Annotated in this window: 14 protein-coding genes; 3 read left to right on the top strand and 11 right to left on the bottom strand. The window is 66.5% G+C overall.

Annotated features, from left to right (window positions below; genetic code table 11):
• Positions 1-6 precede the first annotated feature (6 nt).
• From F2P44_RS06230 to F2P44_RS06190, 9 genes are all read right to left on the bottom strand, one after another.
• Positions 7-1,377 carry an ATP-binding protein gene (locus F2P44_RS06230; RefSeq protein ID WP_167085844.1) on the bottom strand — a complete coding sequence of 457 codons (1,371 nt, stop codon included), beginning with the start codon at positions 1,375-1,377 and terminating at the stop codon, positions 7-9.
• Positions 1,377-2,351, bottom strand: coding sequence for an ATP-binding protein (locus F2P44_RS06225; protein WP_308609995.1), 975 nt, complete (start codon positions 2,349-2,351; stop codon positions 1,377-1,379). Before F2P44_RS06225 ends, F2P44_RS06230 begins: the two co-directional genes overlap by 1 nt.
• Before the next feature lie 38 nt (positions 2,352-2,389).
• A complete protein-coding gene (locus F2P44_RS06220; RefSeq protein WP_289312400.1) occupies positions 2,390-2,803 on the bottom strand; it encodes an anti-sigma regulatory factor in 414 nt (137 codons plus the stop codon).
• Positions 2,804-2,831: 28 nt separating this feature from the next.
• Positions 2,832-3,188, bottom strand: a complete 357-nt coding sequence (locus F2P44_RS06215; RefSeq protein ID WP_166893867.1) for an STAS domain-containing protein — start codon at positions 3,186-3,188, stop codon at positions 2,832-2,834.
• Between the two features lie 3 nt (positions 3,189-3,191).
• On the bottom strand, positions 3,192-4,058 hold the full coding sequence (locus F2P44_RS06210) for an STAS domain-containing protein (protein WP_167085841.1): 867 nt from the start codon (positions 4,056-4,058) through the stop codon (positions 3,192-3,194).
• Between the two features lie 439 nt (positions 4,059-4,497).
• The gene (locus tag F2P44_RS06205; protein ID WP_167085840.1) at positions 4,498-6,216 is read right to left on the bottom strand and encodes a methyl-accepting chemotaxis protein; all 1,719 of its coding nucleotides are present in this window, start codon (positions 6,214-6,216) and stop codon (positions 4,498-4,500) included.
• Between the two features lie 113 nt (positions 6,217-6,329).
• Positions 6,330-6,851: a GNAT family N-acetyltransferase gene (locus F2P44_RS06200; RefSeq protein ID WP_187363249.1), complete on the bottom strand. Its 522-nt coding sequence runs from the start codon at positions 6,849-6,851 to the stop codon at positions 6,330-6,332.
• Positions 6,848-7,384 carry a GNAT family N-acetyltransferase gene (locus tag F2P44_RS06195; protein WP_370662638.1) on the bottom strand — a complete coding sequence of 179 codons (537 nt, stop codon included), beginning with the start codon at positions 7,382-7,384 and terminating at the stop codon, positions 6,848-6,850. The genes F2P44_RS06200 and F2P44_RS06195 overlap by 4 nt, the downstream gene beginning before the upstream one ends.
• 95 nt (positions 7,385-7,479) lie before the next feature.
• Positions 7,480-8,757: an amidohydrolase family protein gene (locus F2P44_RS06190; RefSeq protein WP_167085839.1), complete on the bottom strand. Its 1,278-nt coding sequence runs from the start codon at positions 8,755-8,757 to the stop codon at positions 7,480-7,482.
• Positions 8,758-8,980: 223 nt separating this feature from the next.
• Between F2P44_RS06190 and F2P44_RS06185 the strand changes: the two genes are divergently transcribed.
• From F2P44_RS06185 to F2P44_RS06175, 3 genes are all read left to right on the top strand, one after another.
• On the top strand, positions 8,981-9,682 hold the full coding sequence (locus tag F2P44_RS06185) for a phasin family protein (RefSeq protein WP_167085838.1): 702 nt from the start codon (positions 8,981-8,983) through the stop codon (positions 9,680-9,682).
• A 106-nt stretch (positions 9,683-9,788) separates the two neighbouring features.
• Positions 9,789-11,540 carry an ABC transporter ATP-binding protein gene (locus F2P44_RS06180; RefSeq protein WP_167085837.1) on the top strand — a complete coding sequence of 584 codons (1,752 nt, stop codon included), beginning with the start codon at positions 9,789-9,791 and terminating at the stop codon, positions 11,538-11,540.
• Entirely contained in the window at positions 11,530-13,314 is a 1,785-nt protein-coding gene (locus F2P44_RS06175; protein WP_229423412.1) for an ABC transporter ATP-binding protein, read from the top strand. Before F2P44_RS06180 ends, F2P44_RS06175 begins: the two co-directional genes overlap by 11 nt.
• Here F2P44_RS06175 and F2P44_RS06170 read toward each other — a convergent pair.
• Together F2P44_RS06170 and F2P44_RS06165 are read right to left on the bottom strand one after the other, a co-directional pair.
• Entirely contained in the window at positions 13,311-14,891 is a 1,581-nt protein-coding gene (locus F2P44_RS06170; RefSeq protein ID WP_167085836.1) for an ABC transporter permease, read from the bottom strand. The genes F2P44_RS06175 and F2P44_RS06170 overlap by 4 nt on opposite strands.
• Complete coding sequence (locus tag F2P44_RS06165; protein ID WP_167085835.1) at positions 14,888-15,754, bottom strand: ABC transporter ATP-binding protein; 867 nt, start codon at positions 15,752-15,754, stop codon at positions 14,888-14,890. The genes F2P44_RS06170 and F2P44_RS06165 overlap by 4 nt, the downstream gene beginning before the upstream one ends.
• Between the last annotated feature and the right edge of the window lie 263 nt (positions 15,755-16,017).

The following is a 16,017-nucleotide window of genomic DNA, read 5'->3' as shown; positions in this document are numbered from 1 at the left end:
GTATGGTTATGGCGATACGGGGGCGGCGCCGCCCTCTTGCGCACAAGTGAGCGGGATCGACACCCAGAATACGGAACCGGCGCCCGGCACGCTGTCGACACCGACCGCGCCGCCCAGCAGGTCGGCCAGCTTGCGGCACAGCGGCAAGCCCAGGCCAGTGCCCTTGACACGCGTCTGCAAGCGGTTTTCGATCTGGCTGAATTCCTCGAATATGAAGGTCTGGTCCGCCTTGGCGATTCCCAGCCCGGTATCGGCCACGCTGAAGTGCATCATACCCTGCTCGGGCAGAACGGTCGCACGGACCGTGATTTCTCCCCGCTCCGTGTACTTGATGGCATTTGAGATGAAATTGCGCAGGATCTGCGACAGCTTGCCCTGGTCGCTGTGCAGCGCCAGCGCCGCCGGCTCCAGGAAGATCAAGGCCAGGTCGGGACCATGCAGCAAGGGCCGCATCAGGCCGCGCAAGGTGCTGAACATGTCGGCTACCAAAAAGCGCTCGGCCCGCACATCGACCTTGCCCGCTTCGATCTTGGCCAGGTCGAGCAGGTCGTCGACCATCTCGTTCATGGCGACCGTGCCCTGCAAGATGTAGTTGACCTGCTTTTCCTGCTCGTCCGACAGTTCGCCGTCGGCGCGCGCCAGCAGCAGCTTGGCCAGCGCCCGGATGGAACTGAGCGGCGTGCGGAATTCGTGGCTCATGTTCGACAGGAAGCGCGACTTGGTCTGGTCGGCGCGGCGCAGGTGCTCGGCCTTTTCGTCCAGCTCCGCGTACAGCATCTTGACGGCGCGGTTGTTCTCTTCGAGTTCGCGCGTGAGCTGCAGCAGCTCTTCCTGGCGCGCCTTGAGTTCATCGAGGGTGCCGAGCAGTTCCTGGTTCTGCTGCTGCACTTCGCCCAGCATCGAATCGGGCGCCAGCGCATTGAGGTGCGCGCACATGTCGCCCACCATGCGCGCCGTCATGCGCGGCGCATCGCTGGCGAAGCGCTTTTGCAGCACGATGTGGGTACCGCTGGCGGGCGCCGTGCTGATGTCGCAACGGTCCATCAGGCGGCGCGCACCCAGGATGCCCAGGCCCATGCCGGTCGGCGACTGATAGCGCCCGGACAGCACCAGCTCCAGGTCGGCGATGCCGGGGCCCTGGTCGTCAATGCGGATTTGCAGCGCCTGCACGCCGCCGGCGTCCTCGATCGAAAACTCGACCTTGCCGCCGTGCGCGTAATTGAAGACGTTACGCGCCAGTTCGGACACCGAGGTCGCGATGCGCACCTGGTCCTGCATGGCGAAGCCGCACAGCACCGCGATCTCGCGCGCCCGCTGGCGGGCGCCTACCACATCAAGCTCGGTGCCGATGGCGATCTTGAGGATCCGCAGCGACATTACCGAAGCTCCCGTTCGCGGATCACCAGCACGCTGGCGTCGTCGCGCTGGCGCGCGAAATCGCGGTACAGCACCGCCGCGATCAAGCCCGGATGGCGGAATATCAAGCCGGGATAGGCATCCAGGTCCCAGCGCGTTCCCAAGCCATCGGAATGCATGATCAGCATGGCCCCGGGTGTCCAGGGATGGGTGAACTTCTGCACCTTGCGCAGATTGCTGCCGACAATGCCATTGTGCGACATGAGGTGGCGCCGCGCGCCGCCATCGAAAATGCAGCCGGCGATATTGCCGATGCCGGCGAACGTGAGTTCGCCCGCGTCGCAATCGATGGCGACCACGGCCAGCGCCGCGCCGCGGGTGCCATGCAGGGCACCGTGCGCCAGCTGCATCAGTTCGGACACGCCCACGGCGGGACGTTCGGCCACCAGCGCGACAGCCGCCTCCGAGGCGACGGCCGCTTGCGGGCCGTGACCCAGGCCATCGGCCATGCCGACCGTCAGGCCCCAGTTGGCCAGCCCGAAGTCCCAGGCGTCGCCGCACACGTCCTCGCCCGGCAGCGGCAGGCACACCGCGCCCGCTTCCCAGTCCGGCAGCGGAGCACCGGCGGCGCCGCTCCAGACGATCATCAGCAGCACCGTGCCCTGGCCTTCGACCGAATAGATATCGAATTCCGGCGCCAGGCGGCTGATGGCGCCCAGTCCCACGCCGTAGGTGCCGGCGGTCGAATTGCCGTCTTCCATGCGCAGCGCCACATTCGCCATGCCGGGACCGCGGTCGAGCGCGATCACTTCCACGCCGGCGCGCTCGCCCGCATGCAGCGCGCGCAGCAGGATCTCGCCTTCGCGGGCATGCTTGACGATGTTGGTGGCCGCCTCGGTGATCACGATGGCCAGCTGGCCGGCGCGTGTCTCGTCGAAGCCCAGCTGGCGCGCCAGGGTATTGCCGGCGCGCCGGGCCGATGCGATTTCGCTCAATTCGCCTACGTGAAACGCCGTTTGCCTACCAAATCTGTTCAAAACAGCTTCCATTTCGCGATCGTGACGGTGGTGCCCTTGCCCGGCACGCTATCGAGGATAAAGTCGTCGGCCAGGCGGCGCGCGCCCGACAGGCCCAGCCCCATGCCGCCGCCGCTGGTGTAGCCATCGGTCAGGGCCAGCTCGATATCGGCGATGCCTGGTCCCTCGTCGATGAAGCTGACGCTCACGCCGCGCTTGCCGCCGCGCTCGACCAGTTCGAGTTCGGCCCGCCCGCCGCCGCCGTAGCGCAGCGTATTGCGCGCCAGTTCACTGGCCGCGGTGACCATCTTGGTTTGTTCGATCAGGGAGAACTTGAGCGCGACCATTTCATCGCGCACCAGCTTGCGCAGGCGGACCACGTCTTCATCGGTGACCAGAGGGGCGTGAACCAGGCCATCGGCGGCACTCACGGCACGCCCTGCCGTTGAACCGCGGCGGTCATTCCCGTTCCTGCTGAAGCAGGGCCAGGCCGCGTTCCACATTGAGGGCGGTGCTCACGCCCTCGAGCGTCAGGCCCAGTTCCACCAGCGTGATCGCCACGGCCGGCTGCATCCCCACCAGCACCGTGCGGGCGTCGAGAATCCGGGCCATGGCGGCCGTGTGGCTGATCATGCGGCCGATGAAGGAGTCGACGATGTCGAGCGCCGAGATATCGATCAGCACACCCGTGGCGCGGTCCTTGACGATGCGCGCGGTCAGGTCGTCCTGCAGGGTCATGGCCAGGCGGTCGTGCATGTCGACCTGGATCGTCACCAGCAGCAGCCGGCCCATTTTCAGGATGGGGATGCGTTCCATGGTCTAGCGCGCGTTCTGCGGATGGGTGATGGTCGAGCCGGTGCGTTTGAGGGCCACCACGAAGGCGTCCGCCAGGGTGGCCTTGGTGACCACGTCTTCCAGGTTCACGCCAAGGTGCACGATGGTCTGCGCGATCTGCGGGCGGATGCCGCTGATGATGCAGTCGGCACCCATCAGGCGCGCGGCGGCGATGGTTTTGAGCAGATGCTGGGCCACCAGGGTGTCGACGGTCGGCACGCCGGTGATGTCGATGATTGCGATCGAGGCGCCGGTGTCGACGATTTTCTGCAGCAGGTTCTCCATCACCACCTGGGTGCGGGCGCTATCGAGGGTACCGATCAGCGGCAGGGCCAGCACGCCGTCCCACAGCTGGACGACCGGCGTGGACAGCTCCAGCAATTCCTGCTGCTGGCGCAGGATGACCTGTTCGCGCGCCTTCTGGTACACCTCGATGGTGAACAGGCCGAGGCGGTCGAACAGGGCGCTGGTGGAGGTGGTTTCCTCGACCAGCTGGATCGGATCGTCGGCCAGCGCGGTGCGCAGGTAAGCGAACAGCGGCTCTTTCAGCGCGAAGATGAAGCTGGCGGTGTCGATCGACGAAAAGCCCTGGCGCACGCGCGCCTGCGAGATTTCGGTCAGCATGTGGCGGGTGTCATCCCAGGCCGCGCCTTCGATATCGTTGGTGGCGCCGCGTCCGAGCGCCTGCACCAGCAAGGGCAGGAAGCGGGTGGCTTGCTGGCGCAGTTCGGCCTCGGCGTTCTTGTCGCGCCGAATCATCCGCGTCATCAGTCCCGACAACCACACTTCCAGCAGCTCATTTTCGAACTTGGTGATAATCAACGCTAACTGCGGGCTTTTGTCGGTGCTCATTGGATCCTTTTAGGGATAGTACGGCTGAGTATGGGAAGGCAATGGACGGACCGGTTGTGGTCGCGGCAATCTTCCACTTATTATATAGATACTCGACAAGCAACCGTGCACAATTAGCACCGGTTCCCCCTCCGAATCCGCGCGCCCGCGCGCCCCGTATCCGCAGGAAAACGACTTACCCAACCGGGGTCTGACCTCTGACTCGAAACATTTCCCTATCGGGGTCAGAGCTCTGACTCGAAACATTTCAAAAAAAGAAAAAAGGGGCGATGGCCTGGTGCAGCGATGACGTGAAGGGGGAAGTGAGCTTGCATGCTGCAAAACCGGCGGCCGGCGCCGGCTTTGCGAGCAAGATGTTGCGAGTCAGAGCTCTGCCCCCAATGAAGAAATGTTTCGAGTCAGAGCTCTGACCCCGATTGAGAAATGTTGTGGGAGGGATTTAGAATTCTTCCCAGTCGTTTGCGCCGGCCGGTACCGGGCGCGCCGGGGATGGTTTGTTCGCGGACAGACGGGCGGCCGGAGCGGCCCGGTGCGCAGCCGGCGCGGCCCGCTGCAGTGCACGCGCCGCCGGCGCCGCCGCCACGTGCCGGTCACTGATCTTGAACACGCTGACCGCTTCGGCCAGGCTGGCCGCCCGCTGCTTCATCGCTTCCGCCGCCGCCGCCGCTTGCTCCACCAAGGCCGCGTTTTGCTGCGTGACGGCATCCATTTGGCCAATGGCATCGTTGATCTGGTCGATCCCCACGTTTTGCTCGCCACTGGCAATGGCAATCTCGGCAATGATCGCCGTCACCCTTTGCACGCTTGCCACCACTTCTTCCATGGTATTGCCCGCCTGCCCGACCAGCTTGCTTCCGGTTTCGACCTTGTCGACCGAGTCGCCGATCAGGGTCTTGATTTCCTTGGCCGCCGCCGCCGAGCGCTGCGCCAGGTTGCGGACTTCGGAGGCGACCACGGCAAAACCGCGCCCCTGCTCGCCCGCCCGCGCCGCTTCCACGGCGGCATTCAAGGCCAGGATATTGGTTTGGAAGGCAATCCCATCGATCACGCCGATGATGTCGACAATCTTCTTGGACGAGTCATTGATCGACCCCATGGTGTGGATCACTTGTGCCACCGCATCGCCGCCGCGCACCGCCACCACCGAGGCGTCGCTGGCCAGCTTGCTCGCCTGGCTGGCGTTCTCGCCATTTTGCTTGACGGTCGAGGTCAGCTCTTCCATGGCCGAGGCGGTTTCTTCGAGCGAACTGGCCTGTTCTTCGGTGCGTGCTGACAAGTCCAGGTTGCCATCGGCAATTTCGCTGGAAGCCGCCGCGATCGCATCGGTGCCGGCGCGCACCTTGCCGACGATCTCGGCCAGGCTATCGTGCATATCCTTGAGCGATTTGAGCAGCATGCCGATTTCATCGCTGCCGCGCGCCACGATCAAGGTCGACAAATCGCCGCTGGCCACCGTGCGCGCGATGTTGACCGCTTCGTTGAGCGGCCCGGTAATGCTGCGTACCAGCCACACCATGATGGCCGCGCCAACCGCTACCGTCACCAGCACGATCACCAGCAACTTGATGGTCGCGGAGCGTTCGACGGCGGCCTGCTCCTTGGCCATGGCAACCGTCAGCGCGCGCGATTCGGTACCGATGAAGGCAACAATGGCGTCGATCTTCTGGGTCGGCTCGCGGTCCATGCCCTTGACCAGCTTATCGACGGCTTTGTAGCTCTCCGGATCGGCGCCATCGAATTTTTTCAGCGCGCCCAGGTAGTTCTTGCCCAGTTCGTCGGTGGCCTTGATGGCCTCGTCGACCAGCGGCGTGCGCAGCCCCAGTTCGCCCAGAATGGTATTGACCTTGCCCAGTTCGGCGCGCGTGGTCTCGCCGCTCTTGCGGAACGAGACCGTGTATTTTTCCAGCTGGGCCGCGTCCGAACCACGCAGCAGGATATTTTTCCATTCCTGCACCTGGATCTTGAATTCAACCTGGGCACTGCGCGCCATGTCGACCGCGTCGGTCAGCTTGGCGGCGCGCTGCATGGCCAGCGCGCTCTGGGCATCGGCGCTGGACAGGGCCGACCAGGCGCCCAGGCCGACCAGCAGGAAGGCGGCAAAGAAGAAGACACCGAGCGCACCAAGGCGCACGGCAATTCGGAGGTTGGCGAGTTTCATGGTCTCTCTCGGGATAGTTGCGTTGACGTCTGTAAAGACGCTTGCTGTGCAACTCATCATGAACCCGCTCAAGATAAAAAGAAATACGTATCAGTTAACTCACGACAAGTATTTCAGGCGCTTGCACACAGTTCCATCGCGTACAGCCGGGTGCCCGCATCTTCCGGTGTAAGGTGGACAATCTTTTCGAAACGCAGGCCCAGTTTTTCGAGCAAGGCCTGCGAAGCGCTGTTTTGCGGCGAGGCAATCGCCAGCAAGCGCCCCAGGCCGAGCGTATCGCGCGCGTAGGCGAGCACGCCAGTGGCCGCTTCCAGCGCATAGCCGCAGCCGCGCCAGGCTGGCAGGAAGGCGTAGCCGATGTCGACCCCGGGCAGGGTGTCGCGCTTGATCAGCCCGCACATGCCGATCGCCACCCCGCTGTCCCTGAGCGCCACCAGCCAGATCGCATGGCCGAGCGCTTCCTGCATCTTGACCGGGCCGTTCTCGATGTGCAGGCGCGCCGCCTCCAGGGTGCGGATGCCGCGGTCGCCAATGTGGTCGATGAAATCGGGATCGTTGACCAGCTCCAGGTAAAACGGCGCATCGGCCGCTTCCACCGTGCGCAGCGCCAGCCGGGGGGTAGCGAGGATGTTCATCGGCCCCCCGGCGCCGGCCAGCCGGCCGGCTCCATCAACAGCTGGTACATCACGTAGGCGTCCACATAGCCCAGGCGCGCATGGCGGAACGACTTGGGCAGGGTGCCGACAATCGCAAAGCCGAGCTTTTTCCACAGCGCGACGGCGGCCAGGTTGCTGCTGATGACGTAGTTGAACTGCATCGCCAGGTAGCCCTGGCGGCGCGCTTCGTCCAGGCTGTGGCTGCCGAGCAGGGTCCCCACGCCGGCGCCCTGCGCGGCCGGGCTGACCATGTACGAGGCATTGGCCACGTGCGCGCCCAGGTCCATCTGGTTCGGCACCAGCTTGTACATGCCCAGCACGCACCCGTCGGCATCGACGGCCACGAAGCTGGTCGAGCGCGGGTTGAACCAGTAGTCGGCGCAAGCCGCCCTGGAAGTGCCCGGCGCGAAAGGATAGGATTCGCCGGCCTCGATGACGGCGTCGAAAATCGTCCACATCGCGCCGATATCGGTATCGGCGGCTGGACGGATCTGGATCTGATGCTGGCTCACGCGCCCCTCCTGGTTGAACGTCGCGCCATGTTCATGTTTTGGCAAGGTTGACCGCTGCCGAGTGTAGCACCGATGGCGCCCTGCCCGTCAAGCCTTCACCTCGGCCCGAGGCGGAAATCGGTGGCGGCCGCGCGCCCCGGCAGGTTCAGGGTGGCGCGCGCGCGCGGCGCTTCGCTCACCGCCACGCCGCGCCGGATCACCATGCGCCGCGCCGCGCGCAGGCGGATCGCTTCGACCGTGCTGGCCGCGTCCAGCAGCACCAGGTCGGCGTGGCAGCCGGGCGCGAGGCCGTAGCCTTCCAGCCCAAGGATGCGGGCCGGGACCTCGGTCACCGCCAGGAAGCACTGGTGCATCGCTTCCTGCCCGGTCATCTGCGCCACGTGCAAGCCCATATGCGCCACTTCCAGCATGTCGGCCGAGCCCAGGCTGTACCAGGGGTCCATGACGCAGTCGTGGCCGAAGGCGACGTCGACGCCGGCCGCGATCAGCTCGGGAACGCGCGTCATGCCGCGCCGTTTCGGGTACGTGTCGTGGCGGCCCTGCAGGGTGATGTTAATCAGCGGGTTGGCAATCGCCGCCACGCCCGCCTCGCGGATCAGCGGCAGCAGCTTGCTGACATAGTAGTTGTCCATCGAGTGCATCGAGGTCAGGTGCGAGCCGGCCACCCTGCCCTGCATGCCGAGGCGCTGGGTTTCGAAGGCCAGCGTTTCGATATGGCGCGACAGGGGGTCGTCCGATTCGTCGCAGTGCATGTCCACCCGCAGTCCCTGCTGCGCCGCGTATTCGCACAGCAGGCGCACCGAGGCCGCGCCTTCGCTCATGGTGCGCTCGAAATGGGGAATCCCGCCCACCACGTCCACCCCCATCTTGACGGCGCGCTTGAGGTTATCGAAAGCGCTGGCGCTGCGCAAAATCCCGTCTTGCGGAAACGCGACCAGCTGCAGGTCCAGATAGGGCGCCACCCGGCGCCGCACTTCCAGCAGCGCTTCGACCGCCAGCAGGCGGTCGTCGCAAATGTCGACGTGCGAGCGGATCGCCAGCAAGCCGCGCGCGACCGCCCAGTCGCAATACTGCATGGCGCGCTCGACCAGCGCATCCTGGGTCAGGCCGGGTTTCAGTTCGCCCCACAGGGCGATCCCTTCGAGCAGGGTGCCGCTCCGGTTCACCCGCGGCAAGCCGTAACTGAGCGTGGCGTCCATATGGAAGTGGGCGTCGACGAAGGGCGGCGTCACCAGGTCGCCGCCGGCGTCGATCTCGCGCGCGCCCTGCACGGCCAGGCGCGGGCCGACGGCGGCGATGCGCCCACCCTCGAGCGCGATATCAATCAGTAGGCGTCCGTCGGGCAGGCTGGCGTTGCGGATAACGAGATCCATCGATGGCTCCTTGGAAAAGGGGTGTCGCCCGATTGTAGCGAGTTCGGCCGCGCTTGGGTCGCGCCGACGCAGCTTTTCCATGTCACGATCATGCCAAACGGGTAAATGCTGCGATGCAAGATATTTTCGTGAGCACGGTTGAAAAATTGCTTTTCAAGGCAGGCAATCATGGATAGACTTAGCAATATTGCAGCGCGTCATAAAACACTTCCAAGGAACCCTCATGAGCAACCTTCCAGAACAGTTTTCCGCAGCACGCAAAGCCCAGCTCGAAGCCCAGTTCGACGCTTTCCGCCACTTTTCCGGCAAGGCGGTCGAACATACCGAGAAGCTGATTGCCCTGAACCTGCGCACCACCCGCGCCAGCGTTGAAAAGTCCACCGCCGCCTTCCAGCAGTTGCTGGCAGCAAAAGACCCGCGCGACCTGCTGGCGCTGACCGCGCACAGCCACGAGAGCTTCAACACCATTCTCGACTACGGCCGCGCCCTGTTCGGCATCGCCGGCAGCGTGGGCACCGACGCCGCCAAGGTGACGTCCCTGTCCGCGCCCAGCCTGGCGCGCGCGTCCGCCAACGATGAAGCGCACGGCGACGACGAGCAAGCCGCCGCCAGCGCTGCCCCGGCCGAACCCGACACCGACGATGAGCCCATCATCGTCAGCATGAACCCGATCGGCCAGTCCGACCCCGATCCGCTGCCGCTGGCCGACGCCACGCCGATCGCGCGCGCGGTCGCCGGCATCGTCGCCGGCGCCTCGCAAGACGCGCCCTCCGCCGCGCCGCTGGCGGCCGACGACGCGATCCAGATCGACGTCTCCGGCATCAAACCGGTCGACGCCGCGCCGCCACCGGCTCCGCATTCGGGCAGGCCGGGCATCGGCAAACTGGCCGATGCGTCCGCGTCGAAAGGCGCGCGCAAGAAGTAAGGGCGAGCGCCAGACAAGGCCGGCCTCTGCGCCAAGTTGCCAAAAGTAGTAAATTGACGGGCTTCGGCCCGTTTTTTTCATCTGGGCGCAACTTCCAAGGAACGTAATGAGTTTATCGAAGCTCGTCGGCAGCTTTGTGCGCCGCCATTGGCGCTCGTATATATCGTCGGCCTTCATGCTGGCCGGCGTGGCCGCATTCACGGTCTGGATTCCACGCAAGATCGGCGCGCTGATCGACGGCCTGGCCACGCACAGCCTGGCACCGGGCGACCTGCTGCGCGGACTGCTGCAACTGCTCGCCATGGGCGTGGCCATCTACCTGCTGCGGGTCGGCTGGCGCCTGCGCCTGTTCGCCGCCGCCTACCGGCTCGGCGTCGAACTGCGCACGCGCTTTTACGCGCGCCTGTCGGCACAGGGACCGGCGTTCTACCAGAAGCAGCGCACCGGCGACCTGATGGCGCTGGCCACCAACGATATCGACGCCATCGAAATGGCGGCCGGCGAAGCCATGCTGGCCGGTTTCGACGGCACCCTGACCCTGGTCATGGTGCTGGGGATCATGACGCTCGGCGTCGACTGGCGCCTGGCCTGCATCGCCCTGCTGCCCTTCCCCTTCATGGCGTTCGCGTTCTGGCGCATCTCCAGCCATATCCACGTGGCGGCCACCGACTCGCTCAAGCGCTTTTCCAGCCTGAACGACCATGTGCAGGAAGCCCTGTCGGGCGTGCGCACCCTGCGCGCGCTGGGGCTGGAGCAGCGCAGCGCGACCCAGTTCGGCGAACTGGCCGCGCGCGCGGCCGACGCCAGCCTGCGCGCCCAGAAATGGGAAGCGGCCTACGAGCCGGCCGTCGGCCTGACCCTCACCGCCGCCAGCGCGCTCACGCTCGGCCTGGGCGGCTACCTGGTCTGGCAAAACCAGCTGACCATCGGCGCGCTGACCAGTTTTACGATGTACCTGGGCCAGTTGATCTGGCCGATGTTCGCGGCCGGCTGGGTGCTCTCGCTGATCGAACGCGGACGCGCCGCGCTGGCGCGCGTGCAGCCCCTGCTCGACACGCCCCTGAGCGTGGACGACCATGGCACGGTGGCCGAGCTGGCCCCGGGCGCGCTGGTGCTCGAGCAGGTCGGCTACACCTATACCGGGCAAACCGTCCCGGCGCTGGCCGGCGTGTCGTGCAGCGTCGCGCCCGGCCAGACCCTGGGCCTGGTGGGACCGACCGGTTCCGGCAAATCGACCCTGCTGCGCGTGCTGCTGCGCCAGGCCACGCCGCAAACGGGCGAGGCCCGCTGGGGCGGCCGCCCGCTGGCGGAATATACGCTGGCGACCTTGCGCGCCGCGATCAGCTGGGTGGCGCAGGAATCGTTCCTGTTCTCGGCCACCATCGCCGAGAACATCGCGCTGGCGCGCCCCGACGCCACCCGCGCGCAGATCGAACACGCGGCCCACATGGCCGCCATCCACGACGACATCCTGCGCTTCCCGCAGGGCTACGACACGCCGGTGGGCGAACGCGGCATCACCTTGTCGGGCGGCCAGCGCCAGCGCGTGGCGATTGCCCGTTCGCTGCTGGCCGACAGCACCCTGCTGCTGCTCGACGACGCCCTGTCGGCGGTCGATACCGGCACCGAAACGCGGATCCTGGAACACCTGGAAGAACTGCGGCGCGCGCGGCCCGAACGCAGCGTGATCATCGCCAGCCACCGGCTCTCGGCCGTGGTCAACGCCGACTTGATCGTGGTGCTGCGCGACGGGGGCATCGTCGAATCGGGCACCCATGACGCCCTGCTCGAACAGGGCGGCTGGTACGCCAGCCAGTGGCGCTATCAACAACTGGAGGCCAGCCTCGATGCACTCTGATACCACTCCCAAGCCGATGCGCGCACAGGCCGCGCAAGCCATTGGCCTGTTGCGCCGCGCCGCCCATCCCGACCGCCGCCACCTGCTGTGGGCCACCCTGTGGCTGATTCTCGCCGCCGCGCTGGAAGTGATCGGCCCGATCCTCGGCAAGGCCCTGATCGACGAACACCTGCTGCCGCGCCACCTGGATTTTCCGCGCATGGCCATGCTGCTCGGCGCCATGCTGGTGAGCGGCTGGATCGCCAGCTGGCTGCGCTACCTGCAACTGGTGCGCCTGTCGGGACTGGCCATGCGCTCGGTGCAGCGCCTGCGCGAATGGGTGTTCGGCCATGTGCTGCGCTTGCCGATGGCTTTTTTCGACCGCGCCATCACCGGCCAGCTGATCAGCCGCGTGACCAACGACACCGAAGCCGTCAAGACCTTGTACATCCAGGTGCTGTTCGTAATCCTCGACAGCAGCATCGTGCTGGTCGGGACCATGATCGCCATGGCCTGGCTGGACTGGCGCCTGATGCTGATCGTGCTGGCCCTGGTGCCGGCGGTGGTGGTCATCGTGGTCGTCTACCAGCGCCTGTCGGCGCCGGCGGTGACGCGCGCGCGCGCCCTGCGCAGCGACATCAACGGCCAGATCGCCGAATCGATCGGCGGCATGAGCGTGCTGCAGGCGAATAACGCGCAACAGCGTTTCGGCGCGCGCTTTACCGCCACCAACCAGGCGCACTACAAGGCGCGCCTGGCCGAGCTGCGCGCCAACGCGTTCCTGCTGCGCCCCGCGCTCGACCTGCTCAACGTGATCCTGCTGGCGGTGGTGATCTACAGTTTCGGACAACGCGACATGAACGCGGTCGAAGTCGGGGTGCTGTACGCCTTCATCAGCTACATCGCTCGCGTGGTCGAACCGATGATCCAGATCACGATGCAGTTCAGCGGTTTGCAGCAGGCCGTGGTGGCGACCGCGCGCGTGGCGGCCCTGCTCGACGAAGCCGGCGCGCCAGAACACGCGGCCGGGCGCGCGGCGCCCACCGACCATGCGGCGCCCAACGCGCCGGCGGTGCGCATCCGCGACCTGACGTTCGGCTATGCGCCGGGCCAGGATGTGCTGCATGAGCTGAACCTGGACGTGCCGCAGGGCGCCTTTTTCGGCATCGTCGGCCACACCGGCAGCGGCAAATCGACCCTGCTGTCGCTGCTGCTGCGCTACTACCCGTCACCCCCGGGCTGCATCGAGATCAACGGCCAGCCGCTGGCCGCGATCGACAACGAGCGCTTCCGCGCCGAGGTGGGACTGGTGCCGCAAGACCCGTTCCTGCTGGCGGCGTCGGCGCGCGAAAACATCGACATGGGGCGCGGCCTGTCGCAGGAAGCCATCGAGACGGCGGCGCGCGCGGCGCACGCGCACGACTTCATCGCCGCGCTGGAAGAGGGCTACGACACCTCGCTCGGCGAAGGTGGCTCGCGCCTGTCGACCGGCCAGAAGCAACTCATTGCGATTGCGCGCGCGCTGGCCGGCAAGCCGCGCATCCTGCTGCTCGACGAAGCGACCTCGCACATCGACAGCGCCACCGAACAGGTGGTGCAGGAAGCGCTCAACGAACTGCGCGGAAGGGTCACCATCATCGCCATCGCGCACCGCCTGTCGACAATCCGCGAGGCCGACCGCATCGTGGTGCTCAATCACGGGCGCATCTCGGAGGCCGGTTCGCACGACGAGTTGATGCTGGTCGAGGGCGGCCTGTACCAGCGCCTGTACCTGTTGCAGCAGTTGGCCGTCTAGCGCTGCGGGCGGCTGGCGTTCCACAGGTAGCCGCCCGCCAGCGCCAGCGCCCCCACCAGCGCATACATGCCGAGCGAATGCAGGTTGGCCGCGCCGTTGAAACCGACGGCATCGAGCAGCGGCGCCCTGGTCGCGTTCAGCGCCACGTACAACCCGAACAGGAACAGCGACAGGAACAGGCGCGCGCTGCGGCTGCATCGGCCGAACAGGCTGGCCAGCGCCGCCAGGCAGGCCACGCCGCTCACCAGCGCCAGCGCGCGCAGCGGCTGCGCCAGCGCGCGCAGCGGCTGCGCCAGCGACCAGCGCAGCGCGACCGCCCCCGTGAACATCAGCCCGAGCAGCACGCTGGCCGCGTACTGGCGCAGGTAGCGGCGCGCCACGCCGCCGCTGACCACACCGGTCAAATCCTCGGTGTCGGCGCCAAAGTCGCGCGTGCTCATGTCACTTACCAGGATGCCCCAGCACGCCACCCCGGCCAGCAGCACTGCGGGCAGCGCGGCCGCCGGTGCCAGCATGGCGCCCCCCGCGCACAGCAGCACCGCCAGCAGCGCGGACGGGGCGATGATGAAGGTCAGGGCGATATCGGCCAGCACCTGGCCGGCCACGCCGGGCAGGTGCGCGGCCAGGCCAAGCAGCGGCGCGGCCAGCGCGGCCAGGGGACGCAGGGCGGCGTTGAGCAGCGCCAGCGGCGAGCGGCGCACGCGCGCGCGGCCGGGCTTGACCCGGTCCGGCGAATAGCGGTGGAACAGCCACCACGCGGGCAGCAGCGGCAGGATCGCGATCAGGCCTGAGGCGCCGCGCAACGCCATCATGCGCGCGCTCCACAGCAGCGACGGCAGGATCACGGGCGCCACGGCCGGATCGAACTTGCTGGAACCGATGGCAAAATTGGCGCCGCTGACAAAGCCCTGGACCGTCGCCACCGCCGCCGCCAGTCCCGAAAAATCGAACACCATCAGCGCCGGCAGTTCGCTGCTCCCGGCCTGCGTCATCAGCGCCAGCTGGGCCACCCACAGCAGGAAGAACAGCAGGTCGCCGCCCTTGCCCATCAGCGGCGCCCAGCTGTCGAACAGGATGGCGCAGCTGGCCGCGAAAAACACCATCGGCAGCAGCAACAGCGCATAGGTTTGCAGGTAGACCAGCGGCTCGAGCGGGCCTTCGCCGCGCAGCGCGTGCAGTACCAGCATGGTGAGCATGAAGGCGGCCACCAGCGCGCCCAGGTACGCCACGCAGCCCAGCCAGCGTCCCGCCAGGAACACGCCGCTGGCGACCGGCGTGGCGCCGATCACGCCGCCGACCCCGCTGCGCAGGTCTTCGCTCATGCGCCCGCGTACCAGGTAAAAACCGCCCAGTCCGAACAGCACGGCGCCCAGCGTGGCGCTGCCCAGCGCCAGTGCGGAACTGGTGTAAAGCACGCGCGCCTTGTTAAAGACCAGCAGCGCTTCGCCGCCGGCCGGATCGGCGATCATCGCCCAGCAGAGGGCCACCACTGCCAGCAGCGCGACCATGGTGGAGGCGCGCCGCATGCGCAGGCGCACTTCGGCCAGCGCCAGCGCCCTGAGCACGTGCCGCTTCATGCGGCCTCCCTGAGCGCGTGGCGCTGCGCCATCAGTGCTTCTTCGAGGGTCGGTTCGGCCACGCGCGCCCCATCGCAGGGCGAAGCAGCATGGACCATGCGCAGCGCCACATGCTCGCCTTCGCGCTGCGCATGCAGCACGCTGACCCGCTTGCGCAACTGCTCGTATTCGGCCGCGCCCACCTTGGCCGACCAGATGCGTCCGCGCGCCCGGTCGAGGATCACGCGCGGCATCTCGCAGGCGATCAGTTTGCCGGCATCCATGGTGGCCAGCTGGCCGGCGATGCTCTCGACGTCGGACACGATGTGGGTCGACATGATCACCAGCTTGTCGAATCCGAGTTCGCCGAGCAGGTTGCGAAAGCGCAGGCGCTCCTCCGGATCGAGGCCGGCGGTCGGCTCGTCGACGATCAGGATGTCGGGGTCGTTCAGCAAGGCCTGGGCGATGCCGAGGCGGCGCCGCATCCCGCCCGAGAACGAGGCCGCCGGCCGCCTGGCCTGCTCGTGCAGGTTGACCAGTTCGAGCAGATAGCGGATGCGGGCCGGGTCGCGCACGCCCTTGAGGGCGGCGAAATACTGCATGAATTCGAGCGCGGACAGGTTCGGATAGACCCCGAAATCCTGCGGCAGGTAGCCGAGCCGGCGCCGGATGTCCTGCGGCCGGGCGGCGATATCGACGCCGTCGAACAGGATCCGGCCGCTGCTGGGGCGCGTGAGGGTGGCGATCATCTGCATCAGGGTGGTCTTGCCGGCGCCATTGTGGCCGATCAGGCCGACCACGCCAGGCCCGAGCGTCAGGCTCACGCCGTCCACCGCGCGGACATCCTTGCCAAATGTTTTGACCACATTGCATAGCTCAAGCATTGTATTTCCTGACATTATTGATGGGCTTGCAGGAAATATAAGGGAAGCGCACGGCGCCGGCTCGCAAATGCGACGGGCGGCAAGATCGGGGTCCTCAAGTGCCGCGATGGCGTCGTATGGCACCAACACTTCCATGCCAAAGCGGCATCGAAACGCACGCGCCTGCCACAAAAATGTGCATTTAGAGGCACAATCTGAGTGCAACTAGGACTTTCCAGACTGCAACAAGAATATAATTGATTGCAGTTTTCCCCTCCGGAAAA

This window comes from Massilia frigida, assembly GCF_011682175.1.
Classification (GTDB): domain Bacteria; phylum Pseudomonadota; class Gammaproteobacteria; order Burkholderiales; family Burkholderiaceae_D; genus Telluria_A; species Telluria_A frigida.
Note: the sequence above shows the minus strand (reverse complement) of the source record. Positions and strands in the feature narration are given on the sequence as shown.

What these genes read in the sequence shown, in the direction of transcription:
- F2P44_RS06200 (WP_187363249.1), bottom strand. Translation starts at nt 6,851, where the DNA reads ATGAACATCCTCGCTACCCCCCGGCTGGCGCTGCGCACGGTGGAAGCG.
- F2P44_RS06190 (WP_167085839.1), bottom strand. Translation starts at nt 8,757, where the DNA reads ATGGATCTCGTTATCCGCAACGCCAGCCTGCCCGACGGACGCCTACTG.
- F2P44_RS06215 (WP_166893867.1), bottom strand. Translation starts at nt 3,188, where the DNA reads ATGGAACGCATCCCCATCCTGAAAATGGGCCGGCTGCTGCTGGTGACG.
- F2P44_RS06230 (WP_167085844.1), bottom strand. Translation starts at nt 1,377, where the DNA reads ATGTCGCTGCGGATCCTCAAGATCGCCATCGGCACCGAGCTTGATGTG.
- F2P44_RS06165 (WP_167085835.1), bottom strand. Translation starts at nt 15,754, where the DNA reads ATGCTTGAGCTATGCAATGTGGTCAAAACATTTGGCAAGGATGTCCGC.
- F2P44_RS06180 (WP_167085837.1), top strand. Translation starts at nt 9,789, where the DNA reads ATGAGTTTATCGAAGCTCGTCGGCAGCTTTGTGCGCCGCCATTGGCGC.
- F2P44_RS06170 (WP_167085836.1), bottom strand. Translation starts at nt 14,891, where the DNA reads ATGAAGCGGCACGTGCTCAGGGCGCTGGCGCTGGCCGAAGTGCGCCTG.
- F2P44_RS06185 (WP_167085838.1), top strand. Translation starts at nt 8,981, where the DNA reads ATGAGCAACCTTCCAGAACAGTTTTCCGCAGCACGCAAAGCCCAGCTC.
- F2P44_RS06210 (WP_167085841.1), bottom strand. Translation starts at nt 4,058, where the DNA reads ATGAGCACCGACAAAAGCCCGCAGTTAGCGTTGATTATCACCAAGTTC.
- F2P44_RS06205 (WP_167085840.1), bottom strand. Translation starts at nt 6,216, where the DNA reads ATGAAACTCGCCAACCTCCGAATTGCCGTGCGCCTTGGTGCGCTCGGT.
- F2P44_RS06175 (WP_229423412.1), top strand. Translation starts at nt 11,530, where the DNA reads ATGCACTCTGATACCACTCCCAAGCCGATGCGCGCACAGGCCGCGCAA.